Raw genomic sequence first — 22,703 nt, 5'->3', positions numbered from 1 at the left:
ATCTGATCATTCAGGTAAGCAGAATCAATCACCTGTCACGATCAGTAGGAAATAATACCTATTTAACAGCTATTATCAGGACCGCATTGTTAACATAGTATATTTTTCAACAACTATTTAAAAATAGTAGAAATATACTTAACGATGTATTGATCACGCTCTGATCTTTTGAGTGCCTTGACTTGCTGCTTAGGCCGATAAATATTTGCATTGGCTTCGACCTCTATTTCATCTAGTAAAAATGATTAAATGCTTGTTGCATCTATTACAACTTCAAAATCCACGCCTAGCGCATCAAAATGCGCCTGCCCACACTGGATTTTTTCCTTTTCGCTAGGTCTTTGGCTTGCTCAATCTCTTTGGCGGCCTGATCATATTCGCGCCACGCTTGGTCGCGCTCAGACTCACATTTCTTCCGCACTTTTTCCAACTTGAGCTTTTCGGGCAAGTTTGGCGCACTGCGAGCCTGTTTTTTCAACTCTTTAATCTGATCATCCAGATCCTTGAGATTGATTTTGAGCGAACTTCGGCGGTCTTCGCCCCAATGATCGAGCTTTTCTAACTCCTGATCAAAAAATACGCCGTTACGCTCACTGGTATGATTGACCAAACGGGCGCGTTGCGCGGCAATGGCCGTGTGCAATTGCGTCTGTAGCGTATGATTGAAAGCTGCACTTTGCAATGGCTGTGCCATTGCGGGCAGGGAAAACAGCCGTGAACCTACCTCAGCACTCAGCTCAGGCTCTAACAGCGTCCCATGATCGGTCACGAGGGCAAATAGCACATGGTCTTCGGCCTCAAAACTGGATACGGTGAGTGAGGTTGCCAACAACCAACCCGATTGCCCCAGCAGTGGCTCAAGAATACTGATTTTTTTGGGCGAGGTCTGGTAATCAAATACCAAGTGCGATACGGGCAACTGCTGGGCTTTACAGGCATCAATAATCTGCCCTGCCAATGGGTGACTCATACGGTAAACCAGCAAACTTTTCTCGGCAGGACACCAAGGGCTTTCTATAGATGGTGCTGGAGGTCGCCTGACACCCGACGCGAGCTTTAGGAATACCTCTATCGTGGCCACCACTGAGGTAGGAAAAACCACCAGCTTTATTTTAGATGCACTTAGGACAAAAAAATAAGGGCATTGGATTCCCTCATTTTTCAATAACTCGATCTAATTTACAGCCCGCACAATTTGTCTAAGCCCCAGTTTTATGCCTGCGGCATCTTCCATCACCTGATGAACAGATACTGATTCAGGCGGTGCATCAACCGCATTTTGCTGGTCATTATAAAACTCCTCCACAATATCCAGCCCCTCATCGCCACCCACCTCAAAGCTGGCATTGCCATAGCCCTGCCGTGCCACAAAGTCCAGTGCCTCCTGATAAAAGCCTGCTGCCTTGCTTTATTCATCTATCTGTTTTGCGCAGACAATTGCTTCTTGCAAGTTAGTCTAACAACATAATGTTGAATCCCGCTAGTAAAGCAGCGTTTGATAACTTGCCGTGATATTTTGATTTTACTAATAACCAAACATGAATTTAATAATGGTCATATTAGCAAGTTTAGTGATTCAAATTGCCATTGACTTTATTTAATCACTTTAATAACTTGAGATAGGATTTTTTGTAGCAAGCTATCTTATTGAATTAATTCAAAACCATATTTCCTATATGTTACATATTCAAATCATAATTTGGTTATTTAACTACATACACGAGAAGTAATTAATTTAGTCAAAATAAATTGGAGGCAACAAAACGATGAGTAAAAATGAATTAGAAACTGTTTTGAATCAGCCCATTATTGATGTTAAAGAATTATATCAACGATGGGGAGTATCAACTCCTTGGCGTTCAACAGGTAGATTCGAACCTTTACAGATATTTGCTGGTAAGCTTTTGTATCGACAAACCTTATATAATGAAAGTCGGCTATATGGATTTAAACTTCACCATCATCAAATTGATGGCTTCCAAGTACATTGGTTAAGTAATAAAAAAATAAGAAATCAAAGGGATCAATATTGTTAATTCATGGATTAAGTGCGGATAAATCACATTGGGTGCGATTCGCGCGTTATCTTGCTAAGGACTATCATGTCATCATTCCTGATTTACCTGCACATGGTCAGACTGGCTATTTATCAAATGCTGATTACAGTGTGGAGAGACAAGCTCGACGAATGATCGAGTTATTGGATCATTTAGGTATAAATCAAGTTCACGTACTTGGAAATTCAATGGGAGGTTTTATAAGTATTTTCATGGCTCACAAATGGTCTCATCGAATAGCTAGCTTAGGACTTTTAAATTCTGCGGGTTTAAAACCAAGAACTCACAGTGTATTGGAAGCAGCATTTCATGGAGCTAAAAATCCATTTATTGTAAATTCAGTTTCAGAATTTAATGACTTATTATCATTAGCTGCATCAAAGCAGCAATGGATGCCCTATTCTGTAAGATTAATGCTTGCTAAGCAGTTAGCTGATCGACGAGAGCGCTTGTTTAAATTATCTTTACAAGTAATTCAGGAAATAACTGAGTTTAATTGCGCAGAGAAAAGTAAAGATGCCTTTAAGATGTCAACACTTGTAATTTGGGGTGAAGAAGACAAATTACTTGATGTAGATATGTTAGAGCATTTTGTTGAGATTATTCCACATGCCCATTCAGTGAAATTACCTAATACTGGCCATATGCCAATGCTTGAATGTCCTAAGATAGCAGCAAAGCATTATAAAAGATTCATTAATACTTTATAACATCCATTCTGATGATCAGATATGAATAACTTTGCCAAACCTTTAAGGTAGAATTCAGCTGCATGAAATGAACAATTAAAGAGCAATGAGTAACCATAAATTTATAAATAAATTTCGAGCATAAAAAAACCACGTTGGGAAAACGCGGTTGAGGTGTCACTTTGCTTAAAGTGTTATGGTCATATACTTCAGTTAATTTAAAAGCCCTTATTGAAACTATATTTAACAACTCATATTAAATCATTATTATAAATAACCCGAATCTTGTTTAAGCCGATATTTCCATAATACGAATCATCGGCTTGTTTTGATGACATATTTGATAAGCACATAAAGATGCATAAATACCAGCTAAATAGCCTGCAACACTTCTCGCTCTAGTCGTCACTAGATTGTACGCCCCCTTCAGCAAACTGAATAAAGTTTCTATTTTATTGCGTTGTTTCAGATGGTATTCATCTGCTTTTGATAACTGTATAGATTTCATGTTCTTTCGGTGATAGGTAATTAAATCAATATCTTGTACTCTTAATTTACTCTTTAATTCATGACTAATATAGCCACGATCAGCATACAATTTAGCAGTCATTCCTTTGACTAACTGTTCAACCATTTTTATATCTGCTGTATGCCCATTTGATAAAGCTGTGCTGAGTATTTCACCTGACTGATTCATAAGTACATGCAACTTACAACCAAAGAACCAACCCATAGAACTTTTACCACGAGTTGCAATTGCTGCTAGCGATTTATGTCTTTTTATTCGCTGATTTTTACAGACAGCCAATGTCGTTGAATCGATCCATAAATAAGAACTTTGCTGATCTTTCATCAGGGCGAAATGTAAGGCATGTAAAGCCAGTTGATGAGTATTGATCAGGTAAATCATACGTTGGTAACAAGGCAGGCTTTTGAATAAATGAAGATAGTTATGTCTCAGTGCCGTAAAGAATGCTTTAAAGTTATTGAAATGTGAATGTTTATACCAAATTGCAATAAAGACAATTTCAGAAATACTGAGCTGTGCAGGGCGAATTCTTAGGCATTTAAGATTTTGCTTTAAGAATTTCCAGTAAACTGATTCAAATTTTAGAAAGAAATCATCAATTATACAGAATAATTGGGTACTATCGAACATAAGGACTAGAGTCGTAAGTTTTGTGTGGTAACTAACTGATGGCTCTAGTCCTTCTCTTTTTCAAGTCTATGGCTTATCCGTGATTCAGGTTATAAATAATAATTTAGTATCTCGTAACCATTTTTCAGTTAAAAGCATTCCCTCAACAAGATTAATTTTGGGTTCATAACCCACCTGAGTTCGAATTTTATCAATTGAATAGCCGCTGTTTATCGTTAACATCGCAAGAGAACTGCTACTAATTTCTGTGTTTTGTTTCAGTATATTTGATAATAGCCATTCACTGCTTTTGGTTAATCTTTTAGCTAAGCCCGTTTCCAATAAAACTGGTTTTCTTTTTTTCCTGCCCACCGCCAATGATGGCTAAAGAAATCCAAACAGCTCACATCTATCCCATCAGTAATATTATAAATTTGCCCTGATGTATGAGACTGTGTCGCTACTCCAAAAATACCATCCAATAAATTATCGATATATACAGGGCTAAAAATCCCCTGACCTTTTGCAGGTAAAATAAATTGATTTTTTTTTAATAAGTGAAAGCGGGATAGTGACACAAGGTCTCGAACCTGGTCCGTACACATCCCCTGGACGAATAATACTACATCCTATTTCACCGCTACTATGTGCAGCAAGTGCTGCATGTTCACTCGCAGTCTTCGCATCACAATATGAATGTCCTGTAGTTTAGAGTTTGGTCACTTAACTCTTCCGAAAAGATAATAAAAAAGGATGATCAAATGAGTACGGTATTTCCTATTACAGGTGCAGCTTCAGGGATTGGGCTAGCTTTAAGCCATCGTCTTTTACAAAATGGGCATCAAGTATGCGTCTGCGATATTAATTTTGAAAGCTTACGCAATTTGTATAAAAGTTATAGTTCCAAGCAGATATTAATACAGAAGTTAGATGTTCGTGATTTCGATAATTGGCAAAAAACTATCAATCAAGTTCTAATGAAATGGAACAAACTTGATGTTTTATGCAATGTGGCGGGTGTCTTAAAAGAAAATTGGGTTATTGATAGCTCGCCACAAGAAGTCGATTTACACTTTGATATTAATCTTAAAGGTACAATATTGGGTACTCAATCTGTTCTACAAACGATGAAAGCCCAAGGTAGCGGACATATTATAAATATTGTATCTCTAGCAGCTTTATCGCCTGTGCCAGGATTATCTTTATATAGCGCCAGTAAATTTGCAGTGCGTAGTTACTCAATAGCAGCAGGAATGGAGTTGGCTGAATTAGGGATATCTGTCACTGCAATTTGTCCAGATGCCGTGCAGACTCCAATATTAGATCAGCAGAAAGATAAAGTACAAGCTGCATTAACCTTTTCAGGTCGTCGTGCATTAACGGTTGATGAAGTAGTAGATGCGATTGTAAATGTCGCTTTGGTAAAAAAAACTTTAGAAATTATACTTCCACAAATGCGTGGTATTTTGGCTAAACTTGCAAACTCGTTTCCATCTGTTGCAGCGACACAAATGAACACTTGGCGTAGAAAAGGAATTAAGCAACAAAACTTATAGAAAAAAAAGAGTAATATGAATATAGTTGGAGGCTTGTAGCCTCCAACTATATTTAATTTAATGCCTGCACTGACTGCTGCAAGCCTTTCTGGATATCCTGAACATGAGTTAAATCATGCCTTTGCTGATGTTGCTCAGATTTCGCTTCCTCTGTATAAAACTCCTCCACAATATCCATTCCCTCATCACCACCCACCTCAAAGCTGGCATTGCCATAGCCTTGTCTTGCCACAAAGTCCAGTGCCTCCTGATAAAATCCTACTGCCTTGCTTTGTTCATCTATCTGCTTAGCTGAGGTAATCGCATCCTGTAAATTCACGCCATCACGTAAAGTTAAGTCCACGTAGTAGATTGGAGTACGATAGCTTTGTGTGGTGCTTTTCCCTCGTAAAGTAAGCTGTAATGGTAAACAGGACAATAAGTTACCCGATGCCGCATAGTAGTAACTCAGCCGTGCTGCCAGCGTCCGAATACTGTTAAAACCTGTGGTTCTAAAAATGAATGTGCCAAACTCATCCGATTCATCCAGATTGACATACAATCTGCCATAAGGTTTACACAGCCCACCTTGTGCGAGTGGGCATAAATCAGGTGATGGGCATGGATGTTGTTCAATGCCGTTCTGTCCAAGACGCTGACAGGTTTCACCATTGCCTGTACACACTGGTCGCCCAGTCTGGCGGTCAAACAAGCTATATTCTGCTCTCAGATTCAGTTCAGGTTCATTAAAAATCATCCGCACTGGAATGGTTCTCAATTTTTGGTTTTGTGCCTTTGCCCGAAGCTGCTCATCCAGTGGATGTTTCACCCAACCATCCTTAGTCTGGATTTGGCTAGTGATGGTAAACTGGTCATCCTTTTCAGGCAGACGCTTGCCATTCTTTTCAACGATCTTGCCAATACTGATACGCCCCAATACAGGTGGGGTAATTGCTAAACCTTTAATCATGGTGATTATCCTTTATTGCATTTATTTACGGATTCCCCAAATCCATTGAATGCACCGCTCCCTCACCTCAAAATTGATGAAATAAAAAAACCTGTTGAATATTCGGTCATGGGAGAAACTGTAGTGCGATGTTCAAGTGTTTCATGCAAAGCTGCTCCACCGCCCTTTCTTCATCACTGGAGAAAGGGCAAACGGGGTGGCTTTGCACAAATTTTAAATTTAGGGAAATAAAATGGGTTGATGTGGTGTGTGATGGAAATAGGTCTAAAACGGTTTAGTCAGGTGATTTAGGTTGTTGCAGGATAAACATTAAATCGTCTGCTGCCTTGTCGGGGTTGTGGGTACTGTTGCAGTAGTTCAGGCTGTGCCTGTAACAATGCTTTTTGATCCAGTACCACACTGTCTTTCGACTTCTTCCATGTCACAGTGCCTTGAGTGAATATGGCTTTCTCGGCATCTTTCATTAATGCCTGAATCCGATGCTTGAGATAGTCATATTTGGTCTGGTGCTGTGCCAGTTGTTTTTCCTCATGCAGTAGGTCGGTAAACAGTTGATCGACACCCTCTAGTGTAGAAAAATCAACGGTCTGTAAAGGGATGTGTTGTGGGTAAAGTAGTTGCAAGGCTTTGGCTGCCGATTCACTGGCATCAACACTCGGTGGCGTGTCATTTTCTACACAGTTCCAGAATATCCGTTCAGAAGCTATGATTCGATTGATCACAATTTCATTGCGTTCCACCTTAAAAATCTTGGCTTCATGTCCACAGATCAAGGCACAGATATGTGCTGCCTGTTTGCCTGTGACTGCCAGTTGGTGCTGTACCTGAATAATCACGTATAAAGGCACACCATCACGCCACAGTTTGGTTCCCCATTCACCGACAGATTTACATTCCAATATCTGTACTTCATCACAGCCCACAACGGCATAGTCCAGATTGGCCAACATAAAGTGCTTGTCAGGATCAGGATGCTGTAACACCGCATTGACCTTACGTACCTTATGACCTGTCTTGTGCTGGTAATAATTGGCAATCAGGGGTTCAAGCTGATTGCCCCAATATAAGGGTGAATAACTGTTTTGAGTTGGTTGATCTGGTTGGTTCTGCATCCGTCCTGTTTTAATCATCCATAGTTCCAGCATGCTCATGTTCGGATTAAGCCCACAGGCTGCTGCGGCATCACTACTACCAATCCCCTGTTTTCTGACTTGTAGCCATTGTTCACGGCTCATACCTTTGGTTTTAGCAAGCCGTTTGGCACGACTGGGATTAGGTTTAGCTAACGGTAAATGTGGTATGGATTTACTGCTTTGTGGTTCAACGATATGGTTCATGAGATACTCCATGTCTGTAAAAATTAAAATTGCGGCATAAAAAAAGCCACATCAGGGCGATGTGGCAAAAGGGAGTTTTGGGTAGAGGGAAATATAGGATTTAAGCAATGGGTATATTCCTTAGGCTAATTTGATTAGCTCAAATCCAACCAAAGTTAGACCACCATTCTGAGTGCCTGTTCCAGACCTCGCTGTTTCATGGCTGCACCTGTACCAAACCATGCTGAATCCAGTCGGTGATCGGTACTCATGGCTCGACGTTCGTGATCGACAAACTCTGTGATGCTACACAGCAAGCCATAGGCTGTACCTTGGGCTGAACTGAGTTCTGCACCCCGTCCCTGACCATTAAACATATCCATGACTTTCGACATGGCTCGTCCATTCGGTTCAGTTTTATTGGTTGCATTGGCTTCATTTGCCACATTGCGGTAGAACTGGATAATGCTGTCATCCTGTTCAGCAATGCTTAGACTGGTATTATTAAACACCGCATCAAAGTAAGCAGCCGCTTCCTGTTGGGTGACTTTACGCTGACTCAGTTGTTTCATTTCATACATATGCTCATCCCATGCACGAACGGAAATACCCAGTTGCTGTTTGACCTTTTCCGCATCAAATCGGGTACTGTGTGGAACTTTCACCACCCCTGCACTGGTACTGCCATTGCGTAAGGCGATTGCCAAAGTGTTGTTACACACCACACGGATTGAAGTAAATTGTGCCGTTGTGGCAAGCGTACCATCACAGGCTGTAGCGAGAAGAATATAGCCATTGCTGACATCCTTTCCCTTGAGCGCTGTACTTTGTCCTGTACGTGCCAAAGCCCAGAACTTTTTACCACCTTTGAGTACCCCTGCGGTTTCCAGTTCAAAGCCTGATTGCTCGGTCAGATCACGATAGAATTCAAGGATTTCTTTGGGTTGAACTTCCTGAAAGCGTTGGCTGACCACCGATAAAGGTGCATGGGTATCAGAACGGTATAAGACACGTTGTTCCTCATACGGCAGGATGATGCTTTGTCCCCGATCATTCTTTGCCATGTAACTGACATTGGATGATTCAATACGCCAATCCATGCCTGCCTGCTGTGCCCAGACTTCAATCGGTTGATGTGGACTGAGTTGATTACCCAGACCATGCCACGGAGTTTCACCGACATACGCCATTTGTTCAAGTTGATGTGCCATGATGATTTCCTCCTGTCCCTAGTTGAAATTGTGCTGGCAATTGTTGCAATGGAAATAAGCGGTAGGCTGCTGTGGTTGGGATGGTTGAACCAAACTATCAATCAAGCCACCCACCACTGCACCAGCTAGCCCACCCAGTAATGGTGAAAATGGTGTAGGCAAACTTTTGGCAAGGCTTGCACCAATTCCTGCACCTGCCATTGAAGAAAAACTGTTATTGCCTGATGGCTGTGTAGTTGCACGGCTAACATTGGCTGAATAGCAATATGGGCATGTAATATTCATAGGATAATCCTCATTAAATGAAAAAAGGCTTACCAATCGGCAAGCCTATGTTTTTGAATGTAAGGGAAAAAGAAAACATTCAATCTTCATGTTAATGATGTATATCTGTGATTTTTTGGGATCATGCCAGTTCGTTGCGATTCAACCATGTAGCCGTATCAGGGTGGATCAGTGTGCCTCTGATCGTTGGGCGATTTTTGATTCAAGCCAATCATAGATTTCCTGCGATACCCAGCCAACCCGATTCTGGGTTAAATGAATCGGCTTGGGAAAATTGGCATCGTAATAGTTCGATTTCGGATTGATCATTTCATAGATGGTTGAACGACTCAGTGCAGTAATCTCAATCACTGCTTTGATGTTCAGGATACGATATTGGTATTCAACGAGATTGGTCATGTGGGTACTCCCAGTAATGTAGTTGAGAGGGGTCTTCCTCAATACAAATCGGCATACCGTATTTTTTTACTGCAACCCATGAGATGAATTGACCCAACATCCCCACATGACTCAAGCCAAAAAATGAATATATGAAATAAACATTCATGTTTATAGTGTGTGGCTTTGATTTTTTGGAATCAACATTTATCCAAAGCAACGCATTCCCTTAATTTTTGCTCGTAAATGCTGATCTTCCTTATCCGCACTTGCCAAGTAACCAATAGCATTCAAGGCTTTTTCCACGTCCTTACGTTGAATCGTGCCAATACCCAAAGTGCCTTGTCTGAGATAATTGTCCTTGTGGCTTTTGCGATTACAACTAAAGTAACAGCCATCATCATCGGTAACATCTAACCAAGTTTTACTTATCTGTTCAGCAAAGTATCCATCACGCATGTGTTTTGAACCGTTATAAATAAAAAGAAAATGACAGTGATAGCCTTTGTTCCGTCCCTGTTCAATTGCCCATGAATAATCCAGTACATGCTCAAAGTAATCCTGCCGAAGATGAATAAGACGACGGAAAGTATGCAGGTCAGCATCAAACTGGCGAATATCCTTATTAGCATCATATAAATAACTCACATCCACACGTACCAATAACAGTTTGCAATGCTGATCCAATAAGTCCTCAAAATTCTTCTTTAATACCTTGAAATTGCGTTTGCGTTGTCGCTTATGCCTACTGATAAAATGATCATGCTCATCCAGCAAGCCATCACAGAAATCTATAAAATCAGTCCTTGAACGGAATAACGAACTATCTCTTTTTGTTCTGCCATGTAAATCTAATGAACGGCTAATCGACATCAAATCAAAGTAGCCTTGGAGCATGGGTGAATATTCAAGGTCAGGATCATAAATATCAGTAGCAACTTCCCGATAATCCTCAAGCTCGTATTCAGCTTCTTGCCAATGATATTTTCCTGAACAAACATCCAGCATCAAGTCTTCAATCTGAATCAGGATTTCATTACGGTTCATGTATGTATCTCCTATGGGTTAGAACCATAGGAAAGATGACTCTGTAATAAATTACCCAAAGGCATGATGAATCAGTTATGAAAATTCTTAAATTTCAATCGTTAAATTTTTGGATAGTAAAGTTTTTATGAATGAATATTTTATGGTTACACTCTTATGATTGTTCGATTGATATACTTTTTAAGTAAGGAATTTATTAGATAGATTTTTTATAAGTAATTGATTTATGAGTAATCTAATAATAATTAATTAAATTATAATCCTAGCAAAATCTTCAGATCATGAGTATGGAAAATGACTGATGACATAGACTGGAAAAGGCTTATGCTATAAGGCTTTGAACCCATTCGATGATATTATTCCTGCACTACAATTTAAGCTGAAATGCAAGTGAGAGTTACGGTTTCCTTGGTAAATTTAAACCAGCATACCTATTGTATGCAGTCACTACATAAACTTTGCCTTATCCTATCAAATCCCATGAACAGCTTAACTCTTCTGCCCTCGCTTAAAACGATTTTTAATGTCATCAGAATAATCTACATCAAATATTTCCATATACACGAAGTAAGGCAAAATATGATTCTCAAAAAATGCCCTTTTTTCCTTATCACCTGTTTCGATCATGAGTTCTGCTGGCATATTCCAAACCTTACCTTGCATAACAGGAATAGGATAAAGCTCTAAAACAGGTTTCTGATCTCCAAAAATTACGGAATTCTCATTTAGAGTCATTCGCATGTATTCAAAGAATTCAGCAGGAATGTCCCGAAGCTTTGCTTTTTGATCATCTTGTTCAGGTATATCTATGAGAGAACTAGCATCAAGAATAATAATCATATCCTGTATAAGGTCTTGGGTAATAAAATTTTCTTTCCAAAAGTACAAGAAATCCAAATACCCTTTGAACCCCTGTGGTCTAACTGCTTTCTTATTTACTATGCCAAAAAACTTCTGGAATTGCTCATAAGGCACTTTACTATTTTTAAGTTCTAACTGTATTTGAAAACGATATAGAACAATATTTTTTTGTTTATACCTTCTGAAATAGTCAATAGCCTCCCGCAGTTGTTGTGACCGTTTAATCCAGTCTTTAGTCATCGCAATAGAGCTTGGTTTGACGATTTCAGCAACAGGTTCAACGACTCCAGCTCTTGGACGGTTATCCATTATATTAGGTTGAAACTTACCTCTTCGAGCAAACTCTACAAGCTTAATGAACAGATTACTTAACTCTTCTAATGACTCGGGATTTGCGTCCCTTTTTATGATTTTAAATCCACTAAATTTTTTGATTGAAGGATCTTGGTGCCAAAAGAAATCTGCAAGAAGCTGCACATTGCGGGTAAAGTAACCTCCGTTCAATTGTTTTATAAAGTCCATTTCGCTCCAAAGAAATAAAAACTCTCGACCTAAACGAGTCACTCTTTGTTCTAACTGTTTGGAACTTTCAAGCTTTATCTGTGGCATTTGCTCTTTAGAATATAAAAATGCAGGCGTACTTTGCTGTAATAAAGTCAGCATAAAAACTTCTATCCGCATTAAAGTCTGCAAGTTCCAGCTATCACCCACTAGAAGCCGTTGTAGATAAGGATTTGTTTTATGATGTTTAACTGGAAAATCATCATACTCTGCTTCAAGTTCCCGATATAAAATATCGACAACCTGTAAATATTCTTTCGCAAATTGGTCAGTCTTGATACTCAATGCTAGACCATTATTATCTTGGGCAACTAAGTCCTCTAGTAATAAATGTTGCTGTTCCTTATTTTTTTGCCTTCCGAACATTCGTCGGTTTCTTCGTTGATCATTGTTCTGAGGTCGATTGAACAACTTTTTTAGGCGTTCATCCCCTAATAATTGCTCAATGATTGCCTCAGCAACATCATCAATAGATTGGCTAACTGATTTAAATGGGGTACTATTTAAGTCACTACTTGCACCATCCTTATCCATCTCAGGTGCATCAGTTTGTATTATGTTTTCGTCATCCATTACATTATGCTCGCAAGGGTCATGGCTAACCAACTAAAATTACGATAACAATTCCCAGTCAGCAAACCATTAATTCTCATTTATTTTCCTTTCAATTCTCGGATATTTTGACATTAATTCCAAGCCTATATTCTTATTTACCAGCAAAATTTAGTCTAACCATCATGCGAATATAGATCAGAAAATATATAGTTAGATATGGATAACAGAAGTTGATTGTCTGTTAGATCAGGCTCAATGACTCAATATCTGATTACATATCTTGAGCAAGATAGTTAGACCAGATCACAACTTTCGAAAGGGTCAAAATTTTATGGGAATGGGAAAATTATTTTTATTTTGAAGTACGATGAAGAACTCAGAACTTTAAGCAACTATCCAAAGGCTACCGATTTCATCCAGTTACAATTGATCTAATCAGAATTTTAATGTGGGTTGCAATGTGGGATAAAACCATAAACAAAAAATAAGCCCTTGTAAAAACAAGGGCTTATTTAAATATTTGGCGGAAGCGGTGAGATTCGAACTCACGGAGGACTCACACCCTCGTCGGTTTTCAAGACCGGTGCATTAAACCGCTCTGCCACGCTTCCATGTGCCTAAGAATACAAAGCTTGTTTCCTTTATTCAAGAAAAATTTAACTGCAATGTATTCAAATGCATATTGTTTCATCAATTGTTAAAGTTTAGCCGCCAGTTCAGCACCTTCACGGATCGCACGCTTGGCATCCAGCTCACCTGCTAACTTTGCCCCGCCAATCACATGATATTTTGCCAATGTAGTTTCATTTTCACGTGGTACTAAATCTTTTACAGACTCCTGGCCTGCACACACAACAATGGTATCCACACGCAATAACTGGTCATGGCCATTATGCTCAACCCATAGGCCTTCGTCAGTTACAGCCTTGTACTGTACGCCACGCAACATACGCACAGCATGCTTTTTCAACTGTGCACGATGCACCCAGCCTGAAGTTTTACCCAAGCCAATACCCAACGGCGTTGTTTTACGTTGCAATAAATAAATCTGACGTACTGGCATTTCAACCTCTGGACGTTGCGTACCACCTTCGGAAATATAGTTAGGGTTTGGATCAACACCCCATTCGCGTTGCCATTCTGCCAATGGTTGTGGCTGTGGTTGATGTGGTGGTTTTAGCAAAAACTCTGACACATCAAAACCAATACCACCCGCCCCTATCACAGCAACCTTATGTCCAACCTTAGCGCCTTTTAGCACTTCTGCATAAGACAGGACTTGTGGTGCATCACTACCCTGAATTTTTAGGGCACGTGGCACCACACCTGTTGCAATCACAACCTCATCAAAACCCTCACGTTCCAACTGTTCACGATTGACCTTGGTATTTAAGCGAACATCCACACCTGTCTGCTTTAATTGGACTTTAAAATAACGAATAGTTTCATGGAACTCTTCTTTTCCAGGAACAACTTTCGCTAAATTAAACTGACCACCCACATCATTATTTGCTTCGAATAATGTCACAGCATGGCCACGGCTGGCAGCAACTGTTGCAGCCGACATCCCTGCCACACCGCCCCCGACAACCGCAACACGTTTTGGTTTCTTGGTTTTGATATATACCAGTTCCGTTTCAAAACAGGCTTGCGGATTAACCAGACAGCTGACCCGTTGATTTTTAAAAGCATGGTCTAAACAGGCTTGGTTACAGGCGATACAGGTATTGATTTCATCTACACGGTTGGTGGCCGTTTTATTGACCCAATACGGATCGGCCAGAAATGGTCGTGCCATTTGCACCATATCCGCCTGTCCTGAAGCAACAATCTCTTCGGCAACATCTGGCATATTGATACGGTTTGAGGCAATGACAGGCACTGAAATATGCTGTTTAACCACAGCGGTATATTCAACAAATGCAGCTCGTGGGACTGATGTTACAATGGTTGGGATACGCGCCTCATGCCAACCAATCCCTGTATTTAGAAGTGTGATTCCCGCTTTTTCCAATGCTTTGGCAATAACGATTACTTCCTGCATGGTGTTGCCATCATGCACTAAATCAAGCATGGACAGGCGGAAACAAATAATGAATTTTTCACCGACTTTGGCACGAATCGCCTTGACGATTTCCACGGGAAAACGCATACGGTTTTCAATATCGCCACCCCAACGGTCTGTGCGCTTATTGACATGGTTGCTCAGGAACTGATTGATTAAATAACCCTCAGAACCCATGATTTCCACACCATCGTAGCCTGCCTTTTTTGCCAGGCTTGCACAACGGGCATAATCTTCAATGGTGGCCAAAATCTGGCTATCCGACATTTGACGTGGTTTAAAAGGATTAATTGGTGCCTGAATTGGCGAAGAAGAAACCGAAAATGGATGATAACCATAACGACCTGAATGCAGAATTTGCATCAGGATTTTTGCGCCATGCTTATGCACAGCATGTGTGACCAGACGGTGATGAGGAATATCTGCCAGACTGTTCATGGTACCGCCCGCAGGTAATAACCAGCCTTGACGGTTTGGTGAAATCCCACCCGTGATGATTAAGCCAACTCCACCTTTGGCACGCTCACCAAAATAAGCAGCAAGTTTAGGATAATTAAAAAAACGATCCTCCAAGCCTGAATGCATCGACCCCATGACCACACGGTTTTTAATGGTCGTAAATCCGAGATGTAATGGCTTTAAAATATTTGCATAGCTAGTCATGATATTCCTTCTATATTTTTGGCTTTGCAACTTGTTGCATAATACTCTAACTGAATTTTTATGCGTGTTTATGGCTTTTTTTGAGAAAGTGCTGACACTAAAGTCAAAACACTTGTAACAATCATGTTTTCAATCTTAAAACTAAAAAACTGAACCCATTAGAGCATAAATTTTCTGGATAGTTTTTCTTTGAAGAAAACAAGCTTAATGAAAAGTGTTACAATGCTTCCGATTTTTGATTCTCCAAGACTACCTGTTCGGGGTCTTTACTCATAAAAGTTAGGACAAGCAATGACTGATAATGCAACTATCTTGCAGCACGTACCTGTAGGCAAAAAAGTTGGGATTGCCTTTTCTGGTGGTCTCGATACTTCAGCAGCTTTATTGTGGATGAAGCAGAAAGGTGCACAACCTTATGCCTATACAGCGAATCTGGGTCAACCTGATGAGGATGACTATGATGCGATTCCAAAGAAAGCTGAACAATACGGCGCAGTCAAAGCTCGATTAATCGATTGTCGTTTACAACTTGCGCTTGAAGGTATTGCTGCAATTCAATGTGGCGCTTTCCACATTAGCACTGGTGGTGTTCCTTATTTCAACACCACACCACTAGGTCGTGCAGTAACAGGTACCATGCTTGTGACTGCAATGAAAGAAGATGATGTTAACATCTGGGGTGACGGCTCTACCTATAAAGGTAACGATATTGAACGTTTCTATCGTTATGGTTTATTGACCAACCCTGCCCTTAAAATCTATAAGCCTTGGTTAGACCAAACCTTTATTGATGAGTTGGGTGGTCGTGCCGAAATGTCGCAGTTCCTGATCGACAATGGTTTTGACTACAAAATGTCAAAAGAAAAAGCCTACTCGACTGACTCAAATATGTTGGGCGCAACCCACGAGGCGAAAGATCTGGAATACCTCAATGCAGGTATTAAAATCGTTGAGCCAATCATGGGCGTTGCATTCTGGAAAGAAGATGTAAAAATTGATGCTGAAGAAGTATCGATCACCTTTGAGGAAGGCTTCCCTGTTGCGTTAAATGGCCAACGTATTGAAGATCCAGTGGAATTCATTCTAGAAGCAAACCGTATCGGCGGTCGTCATGGTTTAGGTATGTCTGACCAGATCGAAAACCGTATTATCGAAGCGAAATCTCGTGGTATTTATGAAGCACCAGGCATGGCATTGTTACACATCGCCTATGAGCGTTTGGTAACAGGTATCCATAACGAAGATACCATTGAGCAATACCGCATTAACGGTTTACGTTTAGGTCGCCTACTTTACCAAGGCCGTTGGTTTGATTCACAAGCACTTATGTTACGTGAAACAGCACAACGTTGGGTAGCTAAAGCGATTACAGGCACTGTGACTTTAGAATTACGTCGTGGTAATGATTACACCATCATGAACACTGAATCTCCAAACCTCACCTATGAGGCTGAGCGTTTGACCATGGAGAAAGGTGATTCTATGTTTACACCTATGGATCGTATTGGTCAGCTCACCATGCGTAACCTCGACATTACTGATACGCGTGCAAAACTCGGTATCTATACTGAAACGGGTTTGCTTTCTGTAGGTCAAGGCTCTGCCATTCCACAATTGGAAAATAAATCAAAATAAGCGTTTGATCATTTAATTGTCTCACCTGAAAAGGCTGAATCAAATATTCAGCCTTTTTATTGACCAAGAAAAACCCAGAACAACAAACCATTCCATTTATAGAACAATATGTCGCAATAAAAGACTATTTATCACCATTATGAATCGATAATATAACAATCAAGCAGAACATAATAACTGGGAGATGAAAGATGAATGCTTATCTACATCGTAGTGAAAACCGTGGTCATGTCAAAGCAGGCTGGTTAGATACCTACCACAGCTTTTCATTTGGTAGCTGGTACAACCCGAAATATATGGGTGTCAGTGCACTCCGCGTGATCAATGATGATACGGTTGCCGCCCATAACGGTTTCGGCACACATCCCCATGACAATATGGAGATCCTGACCTGTGTGCTTGATGGCACCATTTCCCATAAGGACAGCATGGGCAATGAGGGACAAATCAATGCGGGTGAATGGCAGTTGATGAGTGCGGGTACAGGTGTCACCCATAGTGAAATGAACAAGCATGACAAGGCAGTGCATCTATTACAGATCTGGATTCAACCCAATGTACAGGATGCTGAACCGACTTATCAGCAAATTCAGCTGAATCCGAAAGATCACCCAAACCAATGGCATTTGATCGCAGGTGATGAATCCGCACCAATGCTGATCCGTCAAAATGCTGAGGTGAAAACGGCGGTGATTGAGAAAGATCAACACTTGGAGATTACTGCAAAGAAAAAAGTGAACTATGTTCATGTGATTTCTGGTGAAGTGATGATTGCTGATCACCTGGTTAAAGCGGGTGATGCATTATTATTTGATGAGACCGCGACCGTTACTGCATCGCAGGATAGCCAAATGATCTGGTTTGACCTACCTTAATCATCCGTTTAACTCATACCTCTTCTCCTAGGGGTACGAGCTTTTTAATCATTGCTGCTACTATCACAACCACTTGAATCTGAACTGGAGTCATCATTTGAATGACAATGATCAGAATATCCTGAATCATCATTTCTGGATGATTCACATGGGGAAATATTTGAGTAATAATGTGGTGAATGATCAAGAGAGTCTGAAGTGGAATCTGTCCTTTTTGCGAAAAATGTAAACAGGACAAAGCCAATTGCTAAAAGTACGATAATCAATATCAGCATAACAATCCCCTGTTGTTAATCCAATTTTTATAGACTATACCCCAAATTCGCTTTAAAAATTATAGGCATTAAAAAAGCCCGATTAACGGGCTTTTCTACAACCTTGAACATTTTTAAAAACGATCTGAACCGTTTCGTTCGTTGTTAGCTGTGTATTCGGGTCATCATATCTTTGTTCATTTAGGCAAGATATCTCTTAAATCCTAAAATAGTATATGACTTCCTTATAGTCTAAATTATCACCAATTCAGTAGATGGTCAAGTGGTTTGAATTGATACTTAATTAGACCTAGAGCACTATTTAGTTCCCCGAAAATACCCCTAAAATCCCCGAAACGAAAAAACCGCCAATTACGGCGGTTTTCTAAGCTACTGATTTAAAAGCTAATCTTGGTAGGATATCCAGACTCGAACTGGAGACCTCTACGATGTCAACGTATTATTTCCAAATAAAAATCATATACTTAATATCAATTGGTGCTTATATGGTGTCGCCGATTATTTGTAACAGAGCATTACACTTGTGTTATGCCTTAAATAGGATACAGTAATTGACACACATCACAAAGATAGAGTTCTCCCCTGATATTAGGTATATACATCAATCAGTACAGCACCACGTAATACCAATCCCCAAGATCGACATATCATAAATTAGTTATCGCGCGTTGATGCACCACTTCAGGTAGTCAAACGGCTGCCCAGTCGCCTGTTCGATCCAGCAAAGTAATACTATGTATCATATGCACTGGAATACGTTTGAGAATACTAATCGCTTCGACAGTATGGTGGGCCATATTCAATACACACCTAACCACCATAGCTGGTAGGCCTTTTAATGCTAAAGTCTTGGCTTATTTCTCACAATATCCCGATGAAGACAAAACGTTTGACGCTATAACAAACATAATAAAAAACAAAATACCATAGACAAAAAAACAAGCTCCTGTAAAAACAAGGGCTTATTTAGATATTTGGCAGAAGCGGTGAGATTCAAACTCTCTAAATAACCTTTTAATAGATTCTATCTAGGTTTAATCCATTATTTATCAAATAATTAAAATCTAATAGAATCTTATAGATTTTATAATTTGTGCCAAATTTTGTGACAATGCCTTTTTTTAAGCAATGCATTTTATAACAAAAAATTTGGTGGAGATGGCGTCAGTTGAACTAAATCAATAAAACCATGTTTTATATATATTTTATTTCTATAAAACTTAAATTTACCCAATCTAGACCCTTTACCTTTCAGACTGCTCTGAAGATGGGTCAATTCGAAGGTAAACCAATTCTGTTCTTATCATAGATTCATTTGGAAGAAGTTGCTTTAGCTAAAACCATCTATATTGCATTTCACATCCTATTCACGCTTGCTCTTTTAAGCTAACTTTAAAATGATGTGAGTTTAGCAAAATGACATTTCTAAGAAGTGTAACAGTTTCAACACTGGCATTACTTTCATTGGTTAGTTGTAAAAGTATACCAAGTTATAGCACTGACTTTGATAAAGCAAATAAGCACATCTCAGGAATTATGTTGAATGATCAACAAGCTCAGCTTGTCGGGCAGCGCTTTGTAGCTGCATTTAATACAATGGGAACTGTTGATTTTGTTAAAAACACAAGTCAACTCTATGCAGATCATTTATACATCAATGATACTCTTTCTCAATTTTCTACTAAAAATGAGCTCGTTAAACATTTTGAAGGAATGAACAAGCGTGTCAGCAATGTTACTGTAAAATTAATGAGTGCAACGCACACAGATGATTCGGCCTATATTCATTGGCATATGGTGTATGACTTCAAAATGTTTGGCCGTATGAAAACTATGTCCTCATATGGAGTTAGCCAAATCAAAATTAATGACAAGGGTTTGATCATTTTTCAGCAAGATTATTGGGACCCTGCTAATGGTTTATATCGTTCTCTGCCCTATGTAGGAAATGCTTATTCTTTGCTTTTACCATTTAAAAAATAGTTTAAATTCGGCCTAGTGAATAAGCTTCATGAACAGCTATAGATTGTTGAATTAAATATAAAAGTAGAGGTGCGAAATGCTTAATTATTTAAGAAAAATTGGACTCAGTGTCACATGTCTTATCACGCCTTTAAGCTTAGTACATGCAAATACACAACTATGTAATACAGCTCCCCTCATCGTCACATCAAAAAATGTAGGATCAGTTAGCTATTACGCCAATAATTGCAGTCAAAACTGGGAAAATCAAAATATTAGATTAGATTTTTCTTATAACCAAAATATTCGAGAATGGGCATTTAAAAAAGCGGCGACTTACTACCTTAAGAAAAATGTGACTAATTTTTCAGACGAATCAGTTTTAAACAGAATTACTGCATTATATCACCCCGTAAAAAGGGGCGATCTCTATACTTTAAATTATGACCAAACGAGCAAACAGTTAAGCTTGTCTCTGAACCAAAAGCGCTTAGGTGCAATTACTGATTCTCAAGCGAATCAATACTTTAAAATATGGTTTGGGAACTCACCATTTAATGCTAAATTAAAGCAACAATTACTAAATCTATAACTTGATCGAATTATTATGAACAATCAATTTATTCTTATGGTAGAAGATCACTTCGAGCTTGCTGCAACAGTCTGTGAGTTTCTAGAACAACATGGCTTTGTCATTGATCATGCCCGTAATTTAGATGCTGCACGCAATTTTTTAAAAACGAACCCTTATCATTTACTTTTACTCGACATTAATTTACCCGATGGTTCAGGCTATGATTTATGTGAATGGCTGAGAACTGATCAAGGCAAAGATATTCCAATTCTGATGTTAACGGCCAGAGACACATTGGATGATAAACTAAAGGGTTTCACCGCAGGAACTGATGATTATTTAATCAAACCTTTTGATTTTAATGAATTGGTGATGCGAATTCGGGCACTTATTAAGCGCTCTCTTGGCGAAGTATCAACAAGTAAAATCAAAATTCATGACCTGATTTTAGACAGTTCGACCCAAACTGTAACACGTGCAGGTCAGTCGATTGAGCTGCCCCGTATCCAATTTAAATTACTTAAAATTTTGATGAGAAACTCTCCCAAAGTCATTACCAAACAAGAAATTGTTATCGAACTATGGGGTGATGAAGAACCTGAAAGTGATGCATTACGCAGTCATATCTACAACTTAAGAAAAATGATCGATAAGCCTTTTCAAGAGAAGTTGATCCATACCATTTCAGGTGTCGGTTTGAAAGTTTCGTTTGATCAGAGTTCACATTAATTCATATACACCACAACAATTAAGCCAGTTGTATTTTCTAATTGTAAATGTGGATGAGTGCTTAAATAATATTGGCGGTCAAATAACTCAACTCTCCATCCCAACTGAGTGCATAACTTTCTAACCAGTTGTAAACCAATCCCATGACCTTTGGCTGTCAGTTGAAATTGAGAACTTAACTCCTGGACTTTACAATCATTCGGCATCTCAATCCCAATCCCATTATCAGCAATCACAATACTATTTTGGCGTTGAATAATATGGATATTAGATCCTTGAGAATAATTCAATGCATTGCGCAGAATGTTACTCAGCACCATTTTAGTCATTGAGGGATAAATGAGTCGAGGAAACTCTTGAGGGTCATAATGAACAAAAACTTGAACACCTTTGCTTTGACTTACAGGCTCTAGATCCTTTAGCAAATCACTAATTATATTGGATAATCGAGTTTGCTCAGCAGTTAAGTTATTGGTGGTATTGCGTGCGATCGCCAATAGCGTTTCGACAAGCAGTTGCATATCCTCAATGGTATTGGAAATACGATGCAGTGCTTTATCTTCCCCATATTTAACCTGACAAAGCTGTACACTACCTTTTAAAATTGTGAGTGGTGTGCGTAATTCATGACTAACATCCCCTGTAAACTCACGTTCTCGGTTGATGAAATCGTTTAAAACTTGATGATACTTTTCTAATGCCTGCTTTAAATATTCAGCTTCCAGATTGCCGTTAGTACTAATCCCTTGAAAGGGAGAAGCTTCTTTATTTTGATGTGCCCAATCAATATGATCTAAAGCGTTTGCTAACCGTGTAATTGGTGAAAAATAACGTTTAGCTCTCCGATTTGAAAACCATAAGATGCTATACAGTACAATTAGGCTGAACATTAACGGTGCTAAACCAAACATCCACACAATTTTGTTGACATTACTTTCACCAAAAACAAGAAGGACATGTTGTCCATTTCTTTCACCATAAACAGTCATTCGATCTTTACCATCGACGAAGACCCGATGAACGCCCTGCTTTAAAGTTTGATTTTTAAACACTAAAGGTGGATCTTTACTTAGCCAGCGATAGCCATATAAATTTTTTGTATCAGGTAAATCAGCATTGGGATTACGATCAACTCGCATCCAATAATGTTCCATTTCTTGCTCAAGCGCTGTTTTGAGCAGTGAGCCTTTAATGACCCAAGCACTGCATGCAATACCGATAATAATCGACAGCGCAATCAAGCCAATTTGCAACCAATAATGACGGTTGAACATCTCACTCAGTGGATGAATATTTTCACCGCTTTTATTGGTTCTAAACAT

The 22,703-nt window shown here is 39.4% G+C and carries 22 protein-coding genes, 1 tRNA gene and 1 pseudogene; 8 read left to right on the top strand and 16 right to left on the bottom strand.

The genetic code is table 11. The features are described 5' to 3' along the window. Positions 1 to 245: 245 nt before the first annotated feature. The 3 genes and pseudogenes from QLH32_RS19835 to QLH32_RS00105 all read right to left on the bottom strand — a co-directional run. Positions 246 to 320, bottom strand: coding sequence for a hypothetical protein (locus QLH32_RS19835; RefSeq protein ID WP_432442320.1), 75 nt, complete (start codon positions 318 to 320; stop codon positions 246 to 248). Continuing rightward, complete coding sequence (locus QLH32_RS00110; RefSeq protein ID WP_283267476.1) at positions 287 to 970, bottom strand: hypothetical protein; 684 nt, start codon at positions 968 to 970, stop codon at positions 287 to 289. The genes QLH32_RS19835 and QLH32_RS00110 overlap by 34 nt, the downstream gene beginning before the upstream one ends. A gap of 204 nt (positions 971 to 1,174) precedes the next feature. Continuing rightward, a pseudogene (locus QLH32_RS00105) lies at positions 1,175 to 1,453 on the bottom strand (recombination directionality factor); the annotation flags it as partial. A 313-nt stretch (positions 1,454 to 1,766) separates the two neighbouring features. Here QLH32_RS00105 and QLH32_RS00100 point away from each other — a divergent pair. Next, positions 1,767 to 2,036 carry a hypothetical protein gene (locus tag QLH32_RS00100; RefSeq protein ID WP_283267475.1) on the top strand — a complete coding sequence of 90 codons (270 nt, stop codon included), beginning with the start codon at positions 1,767 to 1,769 and terminating at the stop codon, positions 2,034 to 2,036. Further along, positions 2,030 to 2,767 carry an alpha/beta fold hydrolase gene (locus tag QLH32_RS00095; RefSeq protein WP_283267473.1) on the top strand — a complete coding sequence of 246 codons (738 nt, stop codon included), beginning with the start codon at positions 2,030 to 2,032 and terminating at the stop codon, positions 2,765 to 2,767. The genes QLH32_RS00100 and QLH32_RS00095 overlap by 7 nt, the downstream gene beginning before the upstream one ends. Before the next feature lie 268 nt (positions 2,768 to 3,035). On the opposite strand, the gene QLH32_RS00090 is transcribed toward QLH32_RS00095, so the two are convergent. Further along, positions 3,036 to 3,905 (bottom strand): IS982 family transposase, encoded by an 870-nt coding sequence (locus QLH32_RS00090; protein ID WP_283266581.1) that lies wholly within the window; start codon positions 3,903 to 3,905, stop codon positions 3,036 to 3,038. 740 nt (positions 3,906 to 4,645) lie between these two features. Here QLH32_RS00090 and QLH32_RS00085 point away from each other — a divergent pair. Continuing rightward, positions 4,646 to 5,440 (top strand): SDR family NAD(P)-dependent oxidoreductase, encoded by a 795-nt coding sequence (locus QLH32_RS00085; protein ID WP_283267471.1) that lies wholly within the window; start codon positions 4,646 to 4,648, stop codon positions 5,438 to 5,440. A gap of 52 nt (positions 5,441 to 5,492) precedes the next feature. Here QLH32_RS00085 and QLH32_RS00080 read toward each other — a convergent pair whose 3' ends face one another. The 9 genes from QLH32_RS00080 to QLH32_RS00040 form a co-directional block, all read right to left on the bottom strand. Next, complete coding sequence (locus tag QLH32_RS00080; protein WP_283267470.1) at positions 5,493 to 6,389, bottom strand: recombination directionality factor; 897 nt, start codon at positions 6,387 to 6,389, stop codon at positions 5,493 to 5,495. A 287-nt stretch (positions 6,390 to 6,676) separates the two neighbouring features. Continuing rightward, positions 6,677 to 7,726, bottom strand: coding sequence for a YqaJ viral recombinase family nuclease (locus tag QLH32_RS00075; RefSeq protein WP_283267468.1), 1,050 nt, complete (start codon positions 7,724 to 7,726; stop codon positions 6,677 to 6,679). A gap of 155 nt (positions 7,727 to 7,881) precedes the next feature. Continuing rightward, positions 7,882 to 8,916, bottom strand: coding sequence for a DUF932 domain-containing protein (locus tag QLH32_RS00070; protein WP_244015348.1), 1,035 nt, complete (start codon positions 8,914 to 8,916; stop codon positions 7,882 to 7,884). Between the two features lie 18 nt (positions 8,917 to 8,934). After that, positions 8,935 to 9,201 (bottom strand): hypothetical protein, encoded by a 267-nt coding sequence (locus tag QLH32_RS00065; RefSeq protein ID WP_283267467.1) that lies wholly within the window; start codon positions 9,199 to 9,201, stop codon positions 8,935 to 8,937. 168 nt (positions 9,202 to 9,369) lie between these two features. Further along, on the bottom strand, positions 9,370 to 9,600 hold the full coding sequence (locus QLH32_RS00060; RefSeq protein ID WP_005157513.1) for a helix-turn-helix transcriptional regulator: 231 nt from the start codon (positions 9,598 to 9,600) through the stop codon (positions 9,370 to 9,372). A gap of 186 nt (positions 9,601 to 9,786) precedes the next feature. Beyond that, on the bottom strand, positions 9,787 to 10,626 hold the full coding sequence (locus tag QLH32_RS00055) for a YagK/YfjJ domain-containing protein (RefSeq protein ID WP_283267466.1): 840 nt from the start codon (positions 10,624 to 10,626) through the stop codon (positions 9,787 to 9,789). 489 nt (positions 10,627 to 11,115) lie between these two features. Continuing rightward, positions 11,116 to 12,621 carry a hypothetical protein gene (locus tag QLH32_RS00050; RefSeq protein WP_283267464.1) on the bottom strand — a complete coding sequence of 502 codons (1,506 nt, stop codon included), beginning with the start codon at positions 12,619 to 12,621 and terminating at the stop codon, positions 11,116 to 11,118. A 503-nt stretch (positions 12,622 to 13,124) separates the two neighbouring features. Further along, a tRNA-Ser gene (locus QLH32_RS00045) sits at positions 13,125 to 13,214 on the bottom strand. An 86-nt stretch (positions 13,215 to 13,300) separates the two neighbouring features. Further along, entirely contained in the window at positions 13,301 to 15,331 is a 2,031-nt protein-coding gene (locus QLH32_RS00040; RefSeq protein ID WP_283267462.1) for an FAD-dependent oxidoreductase, read from the bottom strand. A 291-nt stretch (positions 15,332 to 15,622) separates the two neighbouring features. Between QLH32_RS00040 and argG the strand changes: the two genes are divergently transcribed. Beyond that, positions 15,623 to 16,966 carry an argininosuccinate synthase gene (gene argG / locus QLH32_RS00035; RefSeq protein WP_283267461.1) on the top strand — a complete coding sequence of 448 codons (1,344 nt, stop codon included), beginning with the start codon at positions 15,623 to 15,625 and terminating at the stop codon, positions 16,964 to 16,966. 191 nt (positions 16,967 to 17,157) lie between these two features. Beyond that, positions 17,158 to 17,841 (top strand): pirin family protein, encoded by a 684-nt coding sequence (locus QLH32_RS00030; protein WP_267979105.1) that lies wholly within the window; start codon positions 17,158 to 17,160, stop codon positions 17,839 to 17,841. Between the two features lie 44 nt (positions 17,842 to 17,885). Here QLH32_RS00030 and QLH32_RS00025 read toward each other — a convergent pair whose 3' ends face one another. Further along, complete coding sequence (locus QLH32_RS00025) at positions 17,886 to 18,116, bottom strand: hypothetical protein (RefSeq protein WP_283267460.1); 231 nt, start codon at positions 18,114 to 18,116, stop codon at positions 17,886 to 17,888. Positions 18,117 to 18,805: 689 nt separating this feature from the next. Then, positions 18,806 to 18,913, bottom strand: a complete 108-nt coding sequence (locus tag QLH32_RS19785; RefSeq protein ID WP_333661182.1) for a hypothetical protein — start codon at positions 18,911 to 18,913, stop codon at positions 18,806 to 18,808. Positions 18,914 to 19,532: 619 nt separating this feature from the next. Between QLH32_RS19785 and QLH32_RS00020 the strand changes: the two genes are divergently transcribed. The 3 genes from QLH32_RS00020 (at position 19,533) to QLH32_RS00010 (ending at position 21,381) form a co-directional block, all read left to right on the top strand. Next, positions 19,533 to 20,099 (top strand): nuclear transport factor 2 family protein, encoded by a 567-nt coding sequence (locus QLH32_RS00020; protein ID WP_283267458.1) that lies wholly within the window; start codon positions 19,533 to 19,535, stop codon positions 20,097 to 20,099. A gap of 76 nt (positions 20,100 to 20,175) precedes the next feature. Further along, on the top strand, positions 20,176 to 20,670 hold the full coding sequence (locus QLH32_RS00015; RefSeq protein ID WP_283267457.1) for a chalcone isomerase family protein: 495 nt from the start codon (positions 20,176 to 20,178) through the stop codon (positions 20,668 to 20,670). A gap of 15 nt (positions 20,671 to 20,685) precedes the next feature. Further along, positions 20,686 to 21,381: a response regulator transcription factor gene (locus QLH32_RS00010; protein ID WP_283267456.1), complete on the top strand. Its 696-nt coding sequence runs from the start codon at positions 20,686 to 20,688 to the stop codon at positions 21,379 to 21,381. Here the strand turns inward: QLH32_RS00010 and QLH32_RS00005 are convergent. Next, positions 21,378 to 22,703, bottom strand: a complete 1,326-nt coding sequence (locus tag QLH32_RS00005; RefSeq protein WP_283267455.1) for a sensor histidine kinase — start codon at positions 22,701 to 22,703, stop codon at positions 21,378 to 21,380. The genes QLH32_RS00010 and QLH32_RS00005 overlap by 4 nt on opposite strands.

The sequence above is a fragment of the Acinetobacter corruptisaponis genome (genome assembly GCF_030053775.1).
GTDB lineage: Bacteria > Pseudomonadota > Gammaproteobacteria > Pseudomonadales > Moraxellaceae > Acinetobacter > Acinetobacter corruptisaponis.
This window is presented reverse-complemented; position numbering and strand designations above follow the sequence as displayed.